The 15,187-nt window shown below is 67.9% G+C and carries 12 protein-coding genes and 1 tRNA gene; 10 read left to right on the forward strand and 3 right to left on the reverse strand.

Features of this window, described 5'->3' with window-relative positions:
* Nucleotides 1-145 precede the first annotated feature (145 nt).
* The 9 genes from iolC to EZE58_RS11310 all read left to right on the forward strand — a co-directional run bounded on the left by iolC (nt 146) and on the right by EZE58_RS11310 (nt 10,105).
* Entirely contained in the window at nt 146-1,336 is a 1,191-nt protein-coding gene (iolC, locus tag EZE58_RS11270; RefSeq protein WP_082835001.1) for a 5-dehydro-2-deoxygluconokinase, read from the forward strand.
* The gene (locus tag EZE58_RS11275) at nt 1,336-2,247 is read left to right on the forward strand and encodes a deoxyribose-phosphate aldolase (RefSeq protein ID WP_144588936.1); all 912 of its coding nucleotides are present in this window, start codon (nt 1,336-1,338) and stop codon (nt 2,245-2,247) included. Before iolC ends, EZE58_RS11275 begins: the two co-directional genes overlap by 1 nt.
* On the forward strand, nt 2,244-3,230 hold the full coding sequence (iolB, locus tag EZE58_RS11280; RefSeq protein ID WP_009381060.1) for a 5-deoxy-glucuronate isomerase: 987 nt from the start codon (nt 2,244-2,246) through the stop codon (nt 3,228-3,230). Before EZE58_RS11275 ends, iolB begins: the two co-directional genes overlap by 4 nt.
* On the forward strand, nt 3,227-5,128 hold the full coding sequence (gene iolD / locus EZE58_RS11285) for a 3D-(3,5/4)-trihydroxycyclohexane-1,2-dione acylhydrolase (decyclizing) (protein ID WP_009381062.1): 1,902 nt from the start codon (nt 3,227-3,229) through the stop codon (nt 5,126-5,128). Before iolB ends, iolD begins: the two co-directional genes overlap by 4 nt.
* 62 nt (nt 5,129-5,190) lie before the next feature.
* Complete coding sequence (locus EZE58_RS11290; protein ID WP_009381064.1) at nt 5,191-6,120, forward strand: sugar phosphate isomerase/epimerase; 930 nt, start codon at nt 5,191-5,193, stop codon at nt 6,118-6,120.
* A gap of 61 nt (nt 6,121-6,181) precedes the next feature.
* Entirely contained in the window at nt 6,182-7,198 is a 1,017-nt protein-coding gene (locus EZE58_RS11295) for a Gfo/Idh/MocA family oxidoreductase (protein ID WP_009381065.1), read from the forward strand.
* Between the two features lie 10 nt (nt 7,199-7,208).
* The gene (locus EZE58_RS11300; RefSeq protein ID WP_144588935.1) at nt 7,209-8,093 is read left to right on the forward strand and encodes a sugar phosphate isomerase/epimerase family protein; all 885 of its coding nucleotides are present in this window, start codon (nt 7,209-7,211) and stop codon (nt 8,091-8,093) included.
* A 179-nt stretch (nt 8,094-8,272) separates the two neighbouring features.
* A complete protein-coding gene (locus EZE58_RS11305) occupies nt 8,273-9,688 on the forward strand; it encodes a sugar porter family MFS transporter (protein WP_009381069.1) in 1,416 nt (471 codons plus the stop codon).
* 57 nt (nt 9,689-9,745) lie between these two features.
* The gene (locus EZE58_RS11310; RefSeq protein WP_063250605.1) at nt 9,746-10,105 is read left to right on the forward strand and encodes a universal stress protein; all 360 of its coding nucleotides are present in this window, start codon (nt 9,746-9,748) and stop codon (nt 10,103-10,105) included.
* 125 nt (nt 10,106-10,230) lie between these two features.
* Here the strand turns inward: EZE58_RS11310 and EZE58_RS11315 are convergent.
* Nucleotides 10,231-10,306: transfer RNA gene (locus EZE58_RS11315), tRNA-Arg, on the reverse strand.
* A 428-nt stretch (nt 10,307-10,734) separates the two neighbouring features.
* Here EZE58_RS11315 and EZE58_RS11320 point away from each other — a divergent pair.
* Nucleotides 10,735-12,567, forward strand: coding sequence for a phosphoenolpyruvate carboxykinase (GTP) (locus tag EZE58_RS11320; RefSeq protein WP_144588931.1), 1,833 nt, complete (start codon nt 10,735-10,737; stop codon nt 12,565-12,567).
* Between the two features lie 695 nt (nt 12,568-13,262).
* On the opposite strand, the gene EZE58_RS11325 is transcribed toward EZE58_RS11320, so the two are convergent.
* Both EZE58_RS11325 and EZE58_RS11330 read right to left on the reverse strand, forming a co-directional pair.
* Entirely contained in the window at nt 13,263-13,496 is a 234-nt protein-coding gene (locus tag EZE58_RS11325) for a hypothetical protein (RefSeq protein ID WP_009381072.1), read from the reverse strand.
* The gene (locus EZE58_RS11330; RefSeq protein WP_144588929.1) at nt 13,493-14,920 is read right to left on the reverse strand and encodes an inorganic phosphate transporter; all 1,428 of its coding nucleotides are present in this window, start codon (nt 14,918-14,920) and stop codon (nt 13,493-13,495) included. The genes EZE58_RS11325 and EZE58_RS11330 overlap by 4 nt, the downstream gene beginning before the upstream one ends.
* Nucleotides 14,921-15,187: the final 267 nt, after the last annotated feature.

A 15,187-nucleotide genomic window follows, 5' to 3' on the forward strand; every position in this document is an offset into this window, starting at 1 on the left:
CGCTCCCGGGATGCGAGCACTCCCCAGAACCGCCCCCAAAAAAAGGGGGTGACGCAGAGCACGATGAGTGATATTGTCATGACAAATAGTTTGTCCTGACAAATAGACACGCGGCACTGCAGCCGCACGGAGGGAACCGACGTCCATGACTCAGACACCTTCGCCGTCACCGCAGGATCACCCGCGGAACGAGCAGGCTGACGCGCAGCCGGTTCACCCGCGGACCGGTACGGCTCACCCGCGAATCGAGCAGGCCGACGCGCAGACCGACCGGACTCCCGCTCCGACGACCCCGCGCACCACCCCGTTCGACCTTGTGAGCATCGGGCGCATCGGCGTCGACATCTACCCGCTCCAGGACGGTGTCGGCCTCGAGAGCGTCGAGACCTTCGGCAAATACCTCGGCGGTTCGGCCTCAAACGTCGCCGTCGCCGCTGCCCGCTACGGACTCAACTCCGCGATCGTCACCGCCGTCGGCGACGACCCGTTCGGGCGGTACCTCCGCGATGAGCTCACCCGCCTCGGCGTCGACAACCGTTTCGTCGCCACCGACACCGAGCACAACACCCCGGTGACGTTCTGCGAGATCTTCCCGCCCGATGAATTCCCCCTCTACTTCTACCGCGACCCGATCGCCCCCGATCTCACGCTCACCGAGGCCGATCTCGACCTCGACGCGATCCGGACCGCCCGGATCTTCTGGGCCACGGTCACGGGTCTGAGCGTCGAACCCAGCCGTTCGACCCACCATGCGGCCTGGGCGGCCCGCGGTCGCGCCGAGCACACGGTCCTCGACCTCGACTACCGCCCGATGTTCTGGTCCGATCCCGCGACGGCCACCGCCGAGGTGTCCCGAGCCCTCGACCACGTCACCGTCGCCGTCGGCAACCGGGAGGAGTGCGAGATCGCCGTCGGCGAGACGGACCCCGACCGCGCCGCCGACGCCCTGCTCGAGCGCGGCATCGAACTCGCCATCGTCAAGCAGGGACCCAAGGGCGTGCTGGCGAAGACCGTCGACGAACGCGTCGAGGTCCCGCCGTATCCCGTCGACGTCGTCAACGGTCTCGGCGCCGGCGACGGCTTCGGCGGCGCCCTGTGCTTCGGACTGCTCGAAGGCTGGGATCTCGAGTACCTGCTGCGCTTCGCCAACGTCGCCGGTGCCATCGTCGCCACCCGTCGGGAGTGCTCGACGGCGATGCCGACGACCGCCGAGGTGACCGCCGTCGTCGGTGGCCCCGGTACCACGCAGACCGCCTCGGCGAACGACAACGCCGGAGCCGACCTCGCTCACACCTCACCCTCGACCCCCGCCGCCTCGACATCGAAGGACCGCTGATGCCGACTCCCACCCTCTCCCCCGCGGCGTTCGCCCGCCTCCGCGACGCGCGCTTCGACGACCCGGCAGCGATCTCCGCCGCGTGGTCCGCCCGCGCCCGCCGCCCGATCGGCGGTGCCGATTCGAAGCTCTTCATCGTCGCCGCCGACCACCCCGCCCGCGGAGCGAACGCCGTCGGCGACGACCGGTTGGCCATGGCCGACCGCGAGGACCTCCTCAACCGGCTCGCCACGGCACTCTCCCGTCCCGGCGTCGACGGCGTCCTCGGCACTCCCGACGTCCTCGACGACCTCGCGTTCCTCGGCTGCCTCGAAGGCAAGCTCGCCGTCGGGTCGATGAACCGCGGCGGCCTCGCCGGCTCGGCCTTCGAGATCGACGACCGCTTCACCGGTCACACCGCCGCCGGCATGGCCCGCGACGGCATCGACCTCGCGAAGACCCTGCTGCGGATCAACCTCGGTGACCCGGCGACCGCATCGGCGCTCGAAGCCAACGCCCGCGCCGTCAACGACTGTGCAGCCGAGGACATCCCGGTGATGATCGAACCCTTCCTCAACGAATGGGCCGACGATCGGGTGCGCAACATCCTCACCCCCGAAGCCGTCATCACCTCGATCGGGATCGCCCAGGGCCTCGGCACCTCCTCGGCGCACACATGGCTGAAGATCCCCGTCGTCGACGATATGGACCGAGTGCTCGCGGCGACGACCCTGCCCACCCTCCTCCTCGGCGGCGAGCGCTCGGACGACCCCGAGGCAACGTTCCGCAGCTGGGAGGCCGCGCTCGCGCTGCCCGGGGTCCGCGGCCTCGTCATCGGCCGCTCCATCGTCTACCCCGCCGACGGCGACGTCGGCGCCGCCGTCGACCGGGCGGCCGCACTCGTCCACGGATCGGAGAGGACCTCGGCATGATCAACGACTGGCTCCACCGCCGCGACACCCTGAGCTCGGGCGCCTGCGAATCCCTCGTCGATGCCTCCCTGCCCGGGTGGGCGCACACCGGCCTGCGGATCCTCGAGCTCGCCGATGCGACCGTCGACCTCCCCGCCGAGGCGGTCGAACGGGTGCTCGTGCCCCTGTCCGGGCCGACATTCACCGTGAAGTACTCCGCGCCCGAGGGCATCGTCGGGGAGCAGAACCTCGCCGGTCGCCGCTCGGTCTTCCACGGTCCTGCCGACTGCCTCTACCTGCCCACCGGCACCGCCGCGACGGTCAGGGGCTCGGGACGCATCGCCGTGTGCGAAGCCCCGACCGAGGAGACCCGACCCGTCCAGTACCTGCCTGCGGCCGATGTCCCCGTCGAGCTGCGCGGGGCCGGGCGCTCGAGCCGACAGGTTCACAACTTCGCGACCCCGGCGGGACTCGACTGCGTGAAGATCATCGCGTGCGAGGTCATCACCCCGGCCGAGAACTGGTCGTCCTATCCCCCGCACAAGCACGACGAAGCGATCGCCGGGACCGAGACCCGGCTCGAGGAGATCTACTACTTCGAATCCGCAGTCTCCCGCGGTCTGACCGCCCCGGCTGCGGCCGATCCGTTCGCGCTCTTCGCGACGTACTCCTCGGCGGCCGGGGAGATCGAGACCTCGGCGATCGTGCGCACCGGCGACATCGCCCTCGTCCCCTACGGGTACCACGGCCCCGTCGCCGCGGCCCCCGGCTACGACAACTACTACCTCAACGTCATGGCGGGCCCCGACCCCGACCGTGCGTGGCTCATCACCGACGATCCCGCCCACGGCTGGGTCCGCGAACAATGGGAGGGTGAGGAGTTCGACCCGCGGCTGCCCTACACGGCGGAGCCGACCGGCGATGAGGACACCACAGGCACTCAAAACGCCGCCGCACCCGGACGCGACGGGTTCACCACCGAGGATGGAGGAGAACGGCGATGACGACGATGACGGTCGCGCAGGCGCTGATGACGTTCCTGACCCGCCAGTACACGGTCGACGGCGATACCCGGGTGCGCACGATCGCAGGGACCTTCGGGATCTTCGGCCACGGCAATGTCGCCGGCATCGGTCAGGCGCTGCGTCAGCTCCACCATGACGAGCCCGGGGCGATGCCTTACCACCAGGCGCGGAACGAACAGGCGATGGTCCACCAGTCCGTCGGCTACGCCCGGATGAACCGGAGACTTTCGACGTTCGCCTCGGCGGCCTCGGTCGGTCCGGGAGCGGCGAACATGCTCACCGGGGCGGCCTTGGCGACATCGAACCGGATGCCCGCGCTGCTTCTGCCCTCCGACACGTTCGCCACTCGCGTCGCCGACCCCGTCCTCCAGCAGCTCGAACACCCGCACGACACATCCTTGCAGGTCACCGACGCGTTCCGGCCGCTGTCCCGGTTCTTCGACCGTGTCGACCGGCCCGAGCAGCTCTTCTCGATCGCTCTGACGGCGATGCGCGTGCTCACCGACCCCGCCGAGACCGGGGCGGTGACGATCGCCCTGCCCGAGGACGTCCAGGCCGAGACCATCGAGGTCCCCGCCGAGTTCCTCACCGAACGCGACTGGCACCTGCGCCGGCCCCTGCCGGAGACCGGTCCGCTCGAGCGGGCGGTCGCAGCGATCCGCGAGTCCCGGACCCCGCTCATCGTCGCCGGAGGCGGTGTCCTCTACTCCCACGCCGAGGACGAGCTGCGGGCCTTCGCCGAGGCGACCGGGATCCCCGTGGCCACGACCCAGGCCGGGGGCGGGGTCCTCGACTGGGATCACCCCCTCAATCTCGGCGGGATCGGAGCGACGGGGTCGACCGCAGCGAACCGGATCGCCGCCGACGCCGACCTCGTCATCGGCATCGGCACCCGCTACAGCGACTTCACCACCGCGAGCCGGACCGTATTCCAGAACCCGGAGGTCCGCTTCGTCAACCTCAACGTCGCCGCCTTCGATGCGTTCAAGCACGGCAGTCGCCTCCCCCTCGTCGCCGACGCGAGGGAGGGGATCCGGGGACTGCACGAGCACCTCGGCGATTTCCGGGTGAGTGAGGACCTGAGCGCACGGGTCGACCGTGAGCGCACGGACTGGATCGCCGTCGTCGATGAGGCCACGGCCCCCACCGATGCCGCGCTGCCCGGTCAGGCCGAGGTCATCGGGGCGGTCAACACCGCCGCCGGTCCCCGCGACGTCGTCATCCAGGCAGCCGGTTCCCTACCCGGTGACCTGCAGAAGCTCTGGCGCACGAACGATCCGCTCGGCTACCACGTCGAGTACGCGTTCTCGTGCATGGGCTACGAGATCGCCGGCGGGCTCGGCGTCCGCCGCGCGATCGACGCCGCCGGTGAGGACCGGGAGGCGATCGTCATGGTCGGCGACGGGTCGTACCTCATGCTCCACACGGAACTCGTCACCGCGGTCGCCGAAGGGCTCAAGCTCATCGTCGTCCTCATCCAGAACCACGGCTTCGCCTCGATCGGCCACCTCTCCGAGACCGTGGGCGCACCCCGGTTCGGCACGTGGTACCGGAAGTACGACGCCGAGGCGAGCGACTTCCGCACCGACGAGGTCCTCCCCGTCGATCTCGCCGCCAACGCCCGGTCGTACGGCATCGACGTCGTCGAGATCGACCCGGGACCGGATGCGAGCACGCGGCTGGCCGAGGCGGTCGCCGCAGCCAGGGAGGCGGAGACCTCGACGCTCATCCACATCCATTCCGATCCTCTCGTCTACGCCCCCGACGGTGAAGGCTGGTGGGATGTCCCCGTCGCCGAGGTCTCGACGATGGGCGACACCCAGGCTGCCCGCGACGAGTACGAGATCGCCGTCAAGAAGCAGAGGCCGCTGTTGTGAGCACTGCACTCGACACCAGCCCACAGGCCACCGCACCCGACCGCACACGAAGGACACCCACCATGACCACCTCGACGGCGGCAACGCAGCCGCTGCGCATCGGCACCGCCCCCGACTCGTGGGGCGTGTGGTTCCCCGACCATCCCGGCCAGGTGCCCTGGCAGCGGTTCCTCGACGAGGTCGCCGAGGCCGGGTACACGTGGATCGAACTCGGACCCTACGGCTACCTTCCCACCGATCCCGCACAGCTCGGCGAGGAGCTCGGCAGCCGCGGCCTCAAACTCTCCGGCGGAACGGTCTTCACCGGCTTCCACAAGTCGGGCGACCAGTTCGCCCGGGCCTGGGAGCAGGTCGAACGCGTCGCGAAGCTCACTGCGGCCCTCGGCGGCGAGCACATCGTCGTCATCCCCGACCTGTGGCGCTCGGACGCCACCAGCGAAGTCCTCGAAGCCCGCACCCTCGACGCGGAGGGCTGGCAGCGTCTCGCCGCCGGCCACGACGCCCTCGGCAAGGCGCTCGAGGAGGAGTACGGCCTCCACCAGCAGTTCCATTCGCACGCCGACTCCCACGTCGGCACCCACTCCGAGGTCGAACGGTTCCTCGAACTCACCGACGAGCGCTTCACCAACCTCTGCCTCGACACCGGCCACTTCTCCTACTACGGCGGGGACAACCTGCGGCTCATCGAGGACCATCCCTCCCGGATCGGCTACCTCCACCTCAAGCAGGTCGACCCGGTGAGGATCTGGGACGTCCTCAAGTCAGATCAGCCCTTCGCCGAGGCGGTCGCCGAGGGAATCATGGTCGAACCGAACCAGGGGATCCCGCCGCTCGATCCGATCATCGAGGCCGTCGCCGCCCTCGACCCGAACACCTTCGCCATCGTCGAACAGGACATGTTCGGCTGCAGCGTCGACGCCCCCTACCCCATCGCCGAGCGGACGCTGCAGACGATCCTCGCCTCGACCCCGTCCGCCGCCACCGACCACTGAGGACACGATCATGTCGACACCGACAGCCACCTCGGCGAGAGCACAATCGCAAGGAGCGAGCATGAACGCACAGGACTTCCGCATCGGCGTCGTCGGCGCCGGGATGATGGGCGCCGACCACATCCGGCGCATCACCCGCTCGATCAGCGGAGCGAACGTCTCGGCCGTCATTGAACCCGACACGGGCCGGGCCCAGGCGGCGCTCGGCGATGCTCCGGCCGCGCAGGCCTTCACCCGGGTCGAGGACGCCCTCGATGCGGGCGCCGTCGACGGTCTGCTCATCGCCACCCCCGGCTTCCTCCATGAGCCGGTGCTCCTGCCGGCGATCGAGGCCGGAATCCCGACCCTGTGCGAGAAGCCGCTCACTCCCGACCCCGAATCCTCGCTGCGCGTCCTCGAGGCCGAACAGGCAGGCGGGCGCAGGCTCATCCAGGTCGGGTTCATGCGCCGCTTCGACCCCGAATACCGGCAGCTGCGCGGTCTCGTCGAATCGGGTGAGACCGGGGAGCTGCTCATGCTCCGGTGCGCCCACCGCAACGCGGTCGTCCCCGACTCCTACCAGCAGGAATCGCTCATCACCGACTCCGTCGTCCACGAGTTCGACATCGTCCCGTGGCTCGCCGGATCGCCGATCAGATCCGTCGAGGTCAAGTTCGCCCGCCGCAATCCGCTCACGCCTGAGCGCCTGCGTGAACCGATCCTCGTGCTCATGGAACTCGAGAACGGGGTCCTCGTCGACCTCGAAATGAACGTCAGCGTCCAGTTCGGCTACCAGGTGTCCACCGAGGCGGTGTTCTCCTCCGGCATCGCCCGCATCGGCGAGCCCACCGGACTCCAGACCTGGCACGCGGGCCGCTTCTCAATGGGCGAGCACGCCGACTTCACCACCCGGTTCGCCACCGCCTACGATGCACAGGTCCAAGCCTGGGTCGACGCCTCCCGGGCGGGCACGACGACCGGTCCGTCAGCGTGGGACGGATACCGGGTCGCCGTCGCCTGCCAGGAGGGAGTCGCCTCGCTGGGCGGCGGCGGTCAGCGCACGATCGATGTTCCGCCGACCCCGGCGTTCTACGCGTGAGGAGCAGACGATGAAGATCGCCTACGACCCGACCCCGCTCCACCACACGCACAGGCTGCTCGACTTCGCCGCAGCCACCGCCGACCTCGGGTTCGAGCACATGCAGCTCACCCCGCATCCGGACTTCGCGACGCACTTCCGGTACCCGAAGATGGACCGCGACCTCATCAAGCGCTTCGCCCACAGCGTCGACGCCGCCGGGATCACCGTACCGGCGCTCCTGCCCGTGCAGCGGATCGCGTGGCCCGATGAGGCGAAACGGCAGGCTGCGGTGAAGAACTTCGACCGCGTCATCGACATCGCCGTCGACCTCGGCGTGGGCACGATCAACACCGAGTTCAGCGGCCGACCCGAGTCGTTCGAGGACTCCGAGGAATCGTTCTACCGGTCGATGGACGAGCTGCTGCCCCGCGTCGAACGCGAGGGCCTCAGGCTCAACTTCGACCCCCACCCCGACGACTTCGTCGAGGACGGCCACGAGGCGTGGCGGGTGCTGCGCGGGCTCGATTCGGACGCCATCGGCTTCGTCTACGTCGCCCCGCACACCTTCCACTACGGCGACTGCCTTGACACGCTCGTCCCCGAACTCGGCGACCGCCTCCGCGCGGTCTACATCTCCGACGCCTACGACCACCGGGCCTCACACGGGCTGCGGTACATCGCGAACCCGCCGACCACCTCGGCGAGGGTGCACCAGCACCTCAAGGTGGGCGACGGGGACGTCGACTTCGAGGCCCTCTTCGCGACCCTGGGGACGACAGGGTTCCTCGACCGGGAGGATGCGCTCATCGTCTCCAATGTCTTCGGGGAGAACGAGAACAACGACTCCGTCAGCCGGTACCAGAAGCAGGCGATCGACGACCTCGTCGCCGGACATCGAGGTGACGCCGACTGACCACAACCGACAGGGTCGCCTGACATATCGGCCGCCTGCCCACCCGAGCACAGGCTCACCCATCGCCTGAGGCTGGCGGACATCGCCCTACCCGTCGTGCGCCCGCGCACATCCGAACCGCACCATTCACCGAGTCATTCAGCACCATTCACAGAGTCATTCAAAGGAGAGTGAACGCCATGAGCGGTCAACAGAAGTCACTCGTGGACCTGCCCCCTGACACCAAAGGTCCGCACACCTCCCGGTTGGGGATCATCGCCGTCGTCGCCACCTTCGGCGGTCTGCTCTTCGGCTACGACACCGGCGTCGTCAACGGTGCCCTCGAGCCGCTCACCCAGGACTTCGGACTCACCCCGCGCACCGAGGGGATCGTCGTCAGCTTCCTCACAATCGGGGCCGCTTTCGGCGCCGTCATCGGCGGGCGGCTCTCCGATGCCTTCGGCAGGCGGTCGAACATCCTCCTGCTCGCGACGTTCTTCATCGTCGGCACGCTTGCGTGCGCGCTCGCACCGAACTGGCAGTTCCTCGCCGGTGCCCGGTTCTTCCTCGGTCTCGCCGTCGGCGCTGCGTCGACGACAGTGCCGGTCTACCTCGCCGAGCTCGCCCCGTTCGAACGGCGAGGTTCGCTGGTGACCCGCAACGAGGTGATGATCGTCGTCGGTCAGTTCGCGGCCTTCGTCATCAACGCGATCATCTTCAACATCTGGGGAGAGCACGAGGGCGTGTGGCGGTACATGCTCGCCGTCGCCGTGCTGCCAGCGATCGCTCTGCTCATCGGCATGCTCTTCCTCCCCGAGAGCCCGCGCTGGCTGATCTCGAAACACCGTGACGACCAGGCGTTCGAGGTGCTCAAACAGGTCCGCTCGACCGAACGCGCCGAGGCGGAGATGAAGGAGGTCGAACTCCTCGCCGAGGAGGAGGAGAAGTCGAAGACGGGCGGACTGTCCGACCTCGCCTCGAAGTGGGTGCTGCGCCTCGTCATCATCGGCGTCGGCCTCGGCATCGCCCAGCAGCTCACCGGCATCAACTCGGTGATGTACTACGGCACCCAGCTGCTCACCGACGCCGGTTTCTCCGCCGACGCCGCAATCATCGCGAACACCTTCAACGGACTCTTCTCCGTCCTCGGCGTCACCGTCGGCATCATGCTCATCAACAAGCTGCCGCGGCGGGTCATGCTGCTCGGCGGGTTCACACTCACGAGCACGTTCCACCTCCTCATCGGCCTCTCCGCGGTGTTCCTCCCGGACGGGCAGTTCAAGGCGTACGCGATCCTCGTCTTCGTCGTCCTCTTCGTCTTCTCGATGCAGGGCACGCTCGGACCCCTCGTATGGCTCATGCTCGCCGAGATCTTCCCGCTGAAGATCCGCTCGTTCGCCATGGGCATCTGCGTCTTCGCCCTGTGGATGGCCAATGCCGCCGTGGCCCAGTTCTTCCCCAGCGTCGTCGCCGGCATGGGGATCGCGAACACCTTCTTCATGTTCGCCGGCCTCGGAGTTCTCGCCCTCATCTTCATCTACTTCATGGTCCCCGAAACGAGGAACAAGACCCTCGAGGACCTCGAAGAGGAGTTCCGCACGAAGTACGGTCGCTGAGGGTCCCGAGTATCCTCGATGACACATCCCCGCCCACCGAGCATCCAAGGAGTGACCATGGCCATCATGGTGGCAGTCCCCGACAACGCCTCAGCCGACGCAGCCGTCACGGCCGCGATCGGCGAAGCCCGGCATTTCGACACGAACCTCGTCGTCATCCCGCTGGGTATCCAGTCCGATTTCGACACGACCGTGCTCGACGCCTCCGAAGTGCCGTACGAGCTCGTCGGCCGCCAGGGTCGCGGTGATCGCGATCCCGCCGAGGCCGTCCTCGACGAACTCGAGGAACGCGACGACATCGCACGGCTTGTCATCGGCATGAAGCGCCGCTCCCGGGTCGGCAAGGCTCTCATGGGCTCGGTGAGTCAGCGCCTGCTGCTCGACTCGCCGGTGCCGGTACTAGCGGTCAAGGCCTGATCACTCGGCGTTCCACAGGGTCCGTGCACCGTCGGCGTCGGAGCCCACGGCGAGGCCGACGAATCCCTGCCAGCGGACATGACGAAGGCCCCTCACTGGAATCTCTCCTGGTGAGGGGCCTTTCGTGGTGCGCCACGAGGGATTCGAACCCCCAACCTTCTGATCCGTAGTCAGATGCTCTATCCGTTGAGCTAGTGGCGCATCGTCACCGGGCTCCCGCCCTGCAACTCGATCAACTATACACACGATGCCGATCCGACCTCAAATCTCCGACCAGTGCCCTTCGCCACAGTTTCCGGCGACTTCCGCCGCAGCACTCAGCGCTGACCGCAGGAATCCGCTCCGCCGGACGGCCGCCAAAGGGGACACGCGGGACGGTCGACCGCCTCGGCGAGGGAATCGATGATCCAGTTTTCAAGCAGATCATCAATCTGAAAATTCACGTCACACTTCTGCAAAAATAAGGCATGTGATTGCCGAGAATAAGTCACAAGTGCCCTGGTTGTGTTCCAATGCACATCTTCGAGCGGCGATATTCGGTGATCTTCACCATTGCGCCCACCCTACCGTGGAGATGTACCGCCCTCCGACATCCGTCGCGAAACCCCCGATACACCAGGAGACCACTCATGACAGTCCTCGACCATGACGTCGTCGCTGACCAGCTGAAGAACGCCCCCACGAAGAACGAGAAGGTGCTTTCGTTCGTCAGCCGGATCGCCACCCTCACCACCCCCGACGAGATCGTGTGGATCGACGGCTCCGAGGGCCAGCGGGACCTCATCACGCAGCAGCTCGTCGATGCCGGCACGCTCGTGCGCCTCACCGGCACGAAGGACTCCTACTACGCCGCCTCGGATCCCGAGGACGTCGCCCGCGTCGAGGACCGCACCTACATCTGCTCGGTCGATGAGAAGGACGCCGGCGCGCTCAACAACTGGGTCGCCCCCGCGGAGATGAAGGAGACCCTCAACGGCCTCTTCGACGGCTCGATGCGCGGACGCACGATGTACGTCATCCCCTTCGTCATGGGCCTCGCCGAGGCGGATCAGCCGATGTTCGGCATCGAGGTCACCGACTCGCCCTACGTCGTGCTCTCGATGCTCATCATGGCTCGCTCGGGCAAGTACGCCCTCGACGCGATCGATGCGCAGGACGCGGACTTCGTCGAGTGCGTCCACTCGGTGGGCGCCCCGCTCGCTGAGGGCGAGGCCGATGTCGCTTGGCCGAACAACTCGACGAAGTACATCACCCACTTCCCCGAGGAGCGCTCGATCTGGTCGTTCGGCTCCGGCTACGGCGGCAACGCGCTGCTCGGCAAGAAGTGCTACGCACTGCGCATCGCCTCGGCGATCGCCCACGACGAGGGCTGGCTGGCCGAGCACATGCTCATCCTCAAGCTGACGAACCCGGAGGGCGAGGTCAAGTACATCGCCGCCGCGTTCCCCTCGGCCTGCGGCAAGACCAACCTCGCCATGATCGAGCCGACGATCCCCGGCTGGAAGGCCGAGACACTCGGTGACGACATCGCGTGGATGCGCTTCGGCGAGGACGGCCAGCTCTACGCCGTCAACCCCGAGTTCGGTCTCTTCGGCGTCGCGCCGGGCACCGGCTACTCGACCAACCCGACCGCGATGCACGCGATCGAGGCCGGCGGCAACATCTTCACGAACGTCGCGCTCACCGACGACGGCGACGTGTGGTGGGAGGGCAAGACCGACGAGAAGCCCGCGCACCTCACCGACTGGCGGGGCAACGACTGGACTCCGGACTCGGAGACCCCGGCCGCGCACCCGAACTCGCGCTTCTGCACCCCGATCGCCAACGTTCCCACGCTCGCTCCCGAGTGGCAGAACCCCAACGGTGTGCCGATCTCGGCGATCCTCTTCGGCGGTCGCCGCAAGACGACGATGCCGCTGGTCACCGAGACCCGCGACTGGAACCACGGCGTGTTCATGGGCTCGGTGCTCTCCTCGGAGACCACCGCCGCTGCCACCGGCGCCGTCGGCGTCGTGCGCCGTGACCCGATGGCGATGCGTCCGTTCATCGGCTACAACGTCGGCGACTACCTCCAGCACTGGCTCAACATCGGCCAGACCGAGGGTGCGAAGCTGCCGAAGATCTTCTACGTCAACTGGTTCCGTCGCGATGACGACAACTCGTTCCTGTGGCCCGGGTTCTCCGAGAACTCGCGTGTCCTCAAGTGGGTCTTCGAGCGCGTCGCCGGCACCGCCGACGCCGTCGAGTCCCCGCTCGGCTTCACCCCGGCCGAAGGCGCACTCGACACCGAGGGTCTCGACTTCACCGCGGAGCAGCTGCGCAAGGCGCTCGCGATCAAGCCCGAGGAGTGGGAGACCGAGCTCGCCTCGATCGAAGAGTGGTACGCCGAGCTCGGCGATTCGGTTCCGGCCGAACTCCGCGCCGAGGTCGACAGCCTCCGCGAGCGCCTCGGCCTCGCCTGAAGTGCTGAGCTACGTGAGTCGCTGAGCTCCGCGGCCGCCGGGAGCGGCGTGAAGCGCTGAGCCTCACGGCCTCGCACTGACAACGACGATCCCCCAATCACCGCCGAGGTGGTCGGGGGATCGTCGTGTTCGACGCCGGTAGGGGGTTCCGGGTAGCTTTCGGGTGGCAGCCTTGGCCGGACGGCCTCCGCAGTGCCGGGCCGCCTTGGCCCGGCAGTCTCAGGAGCGCCGGGCCGCTCCGCTGACCCTCCCCGAAGCGGCAATTCATCCCGGTGCAAGGGGAGGAATCAGCGCTCCAGCGAGGGGGTGGCGCGCTCGAGGTTGTTCGTTCAGCTGCGGGTGCGAAGCATCGCTTGGGGTGTGAATAGATGCCGACGGTGGGATGTGGCCGGCGCGGCAGCACGGCGACACTGCACCATGCGTGCAACACTCCTCGGAGTTGCAAATCCTACGCTTGCAAACGTAGGACGTAACGCTGCGGCGCAGGGGTGGCGTGCTCGAGGTTGTTCGTGCGACTGCCGGTGCGAAGCAGCGCCACGGGTGCGACGCCGCGCAACGGGTGCGGAGTGACGCTAAGGGTGCGGCGTGCGACTGCGGGTACGGGGCGTTCGAGCTGTGTCTCGGGAGGAGCTCAGGCTGAGCGCCCGCATGTCAGCGACGACACGGCGACCCGGCGAAGTCCGCGGCGGGAGCGCTCAGGCACCGTGGAGGACGGGGACGATGAGGTAGACCCCGAAGAGGACAAGCGCACCGCAGAGTGCGAAGACGGCCCAGTATCCGGCCTTGAGCAGCGGGTTGCCGTGGCCCTCGGCGACCTGATCGATGTGGACCGCGCGCATGCGCACCGCGGTCGAGAACAGTCCGATGACGACGAGCGACGAGAACCACGTCGCAATCGCCACGATGGCGAACGAGCTCCACTCGATCATTTGGCGCCTCCCTTGTCAGCATCGGCGTCTTGCCTCGATGCGTCGGCAGCCGACGTGCCTGTCGCCCGGACGTCCGTTGCGGAACCAGCGCTGCTCGCCGTGCCAGCGACTGCCTCCTTCGCGACGGCATCCGTCGTCACAGCGCCGTTGGCCGCCGCAGTGCGACGCGCCTGGGACTTCCGGCTCTTCTTCTCCGCGTCCTTCTTCGTCTGCGCCTCGGTGCGGGCCTCACGACGCGCCTCGGCGCGCTTGCGGTTGCGATCCTGGCGCAGCTTGCGCTTGCGGCCGCGGATGTTGACGGCCTCGCCGACGGTGTCGAAGTTCGAGATCTCGGCAGTCTTGTCCTGGCGGGAGCTGAGGTAGATCCAGAGGACGGCGACGACGGCGACGGCGGTGTCGATAAGAACGCCGAACAGCCCCAGGTGGGCGACACCGGCCGCGGCCGCACCGACGATGCCCGCGGCCGGGATCGTCAGCAGCCAGCCCGAGGCGATGCGTCCGGCCGTCGACCACCGGACGTCGGCACCCTTGCGGCCGAGACCCGACCCGAGCACCGAACCGGAGGCGACCTGCGTCGTCGACAGGGCGAAGCCGAGGTGCGAGGAGGCGAGGATCGCAGCGGCGGTCGAGGTCTCGGCGGACAGCCCCTGTGCGGGCTTGACGGTGGTGAGCTTCGTGCCGAGCGTGTCGATGATCCGCCATCCGCCGACGTAGGTGCCGAAGGCGATCGCGAAGGCACACGTGGCGATGACCCAGAACTGCGGGCCGGTGCCCTGCGCCTGGAGGTTCGCGGAGATGAGGACGAGGGTGATGACGCCCATCGTCTTCTGAGCATCGTTCGTGCCGTGGGCGAGCGCGACGAGCGAGGAGCTGAAGATCTGCCCGTACTTGAACGGCGCCCGGTGCGCGGTCTGTCCGTCGCCGTTGCGGCGGGTGATGTAGTACGCGAGACGCGTGCACAGGTAGGCGCTGATGCCGGCGATGAGCGGCGCGGCGATCGCCGGGATGACGACCTTGGAGAGGAAGACCCCGAAGTCGACCGAGTTCAGGCCCGCACCGACGATGGCCGCACCGATGAGGCCGCCGAAGAGCGCGTGCGAGGACGACGACGGCAGTCCGAACCGCCACGTCGCCATGTTCCAGATGATCGCGCCGATGAGGCCGGCGAGGATGAAGTCCGGAGTGATCTGGACCCCGCCCTCGCCTTCGCGGATGATGCCCCCGGAGATCGTCTTCGCCACCTCGGTGGAGAGGAAGGCGCCGACGAGGTTGAGGATCGCGGCGAGGGTGACGGCGGCCTTCGGCTTGATCGCGCCCGTGGCGATCGGCGTGGCCATCGCGTTGGCCGTATCGTGAAAGCCGTTGGTGAAGTCGAAGAAGAGTGCCAGTGCGACGACGAGCACGACGACGAAGATGATTTCCACTCAGCGACCTTGGATGTAGACACAGCGGGGACCGGGGATTGAACGCACTGCCAGGCAGCGGCCTCAAACACGTGTGAGTCTACAACGTGAGACGCCGAAGCTTCACACAGCCTTCAGCCTGCAGTCACCCCATTCATCTTCCGTTCATCTGCGAACTGGTTCAATACCTGCAGCCGCAGGGACGATGTATCAGCTCTCACATCCCGCCGAGGCGGCCGCCGGGTCCCAGCGCACCGGTCGTTCGGTGTCAGAACGACCCCGCCGAGG

Source organism: Brevibacterium sp. LS14, assembly GCF_012027885.1.
GTDB classification, from domain to species: domain Bacteria; phylum Actinomycetota; class Actinomycetes; order Actinomycetales; family Brevibacteriaceae; genus Brevibacterium; species Brevibacterium casei.

Bases quoted from the DNA above. Each gene is read 5' to 3' on its own strand.
- iolC (WP_082835001.1), top strand. From the start codon at position 146: ATGACTCAGACACCTTCGCCGTCACCGCAGGATCACCCGCGGAACGAG.
- EZE58_RS11275 (WP_144588936.1), top strand. From the start codon at position 1,336: ATGCCGACTCCCACCCTCTCCCCCGCGGCGTTCGCCCGCCTCCGCGAC.
- iolB (WP_009381060.1), top strand. From the start codon at position 2,244: ATGATCAACGACTGGCTCCACCGCCGCGACACCCTGAGCTCGGGCGCC.
- iolD (WP_009381062.1), top strand. From the start codon at position 3,227: ATGACGACGATGACGGTCGCGCAGGCGCTGATGACGTTCCTGACCCGC.
- EZE58_RS11290 (WP_009381064.1), top strand. From the start codon at position 5,191: ATGACCACCTCGACGGCGGCAACGCAGCCGCTGCGCATCGGCACCGCC.
- EZE58_RS11295 (WP_009381065.1), top strand. From the start codon at position 6,182: ATGAACGCACAGGACTTCCGCATCGGCGTCGTCGGCGCCGGGATGATG.
- EZE58_RS11300 (WP_144588935.1), top strand. From the start codon at position 7,209: ATGAAGATCGCCTACGACCCGACCCCGCTCCACCACACGCACAGGCTG.
- EZE58_RS11305 (WP_009381069.1), top strand. From the start codon at position 8,273: ATGAGCGGTCAACAGAAGTCACTCGTGGACCTGCCCCCTGACACCAAA.
- EZE58_RS11310 (WP_063250605.1), top strand. From the start codon at position 9,746: ATGGCCATCATGGTGGCAGTCCCCGACAACGCCTCAGCCGACGCAGCC.
- EZE58_RS11320 (WP_144588931.1), top strand. From the start codon at position 10,735: ATGACAGTCCTCGACCATGACGTCGTCGCTGACCAGCTGAAGAACGCC.
- EZE58_RS11325 (WP_009381072.1), bottom strand. From the start codon at position 13,496: ATGATCGAGTGGAGCTCGTTCGCCATCGTGGCGATTGCGACGTGGTTC.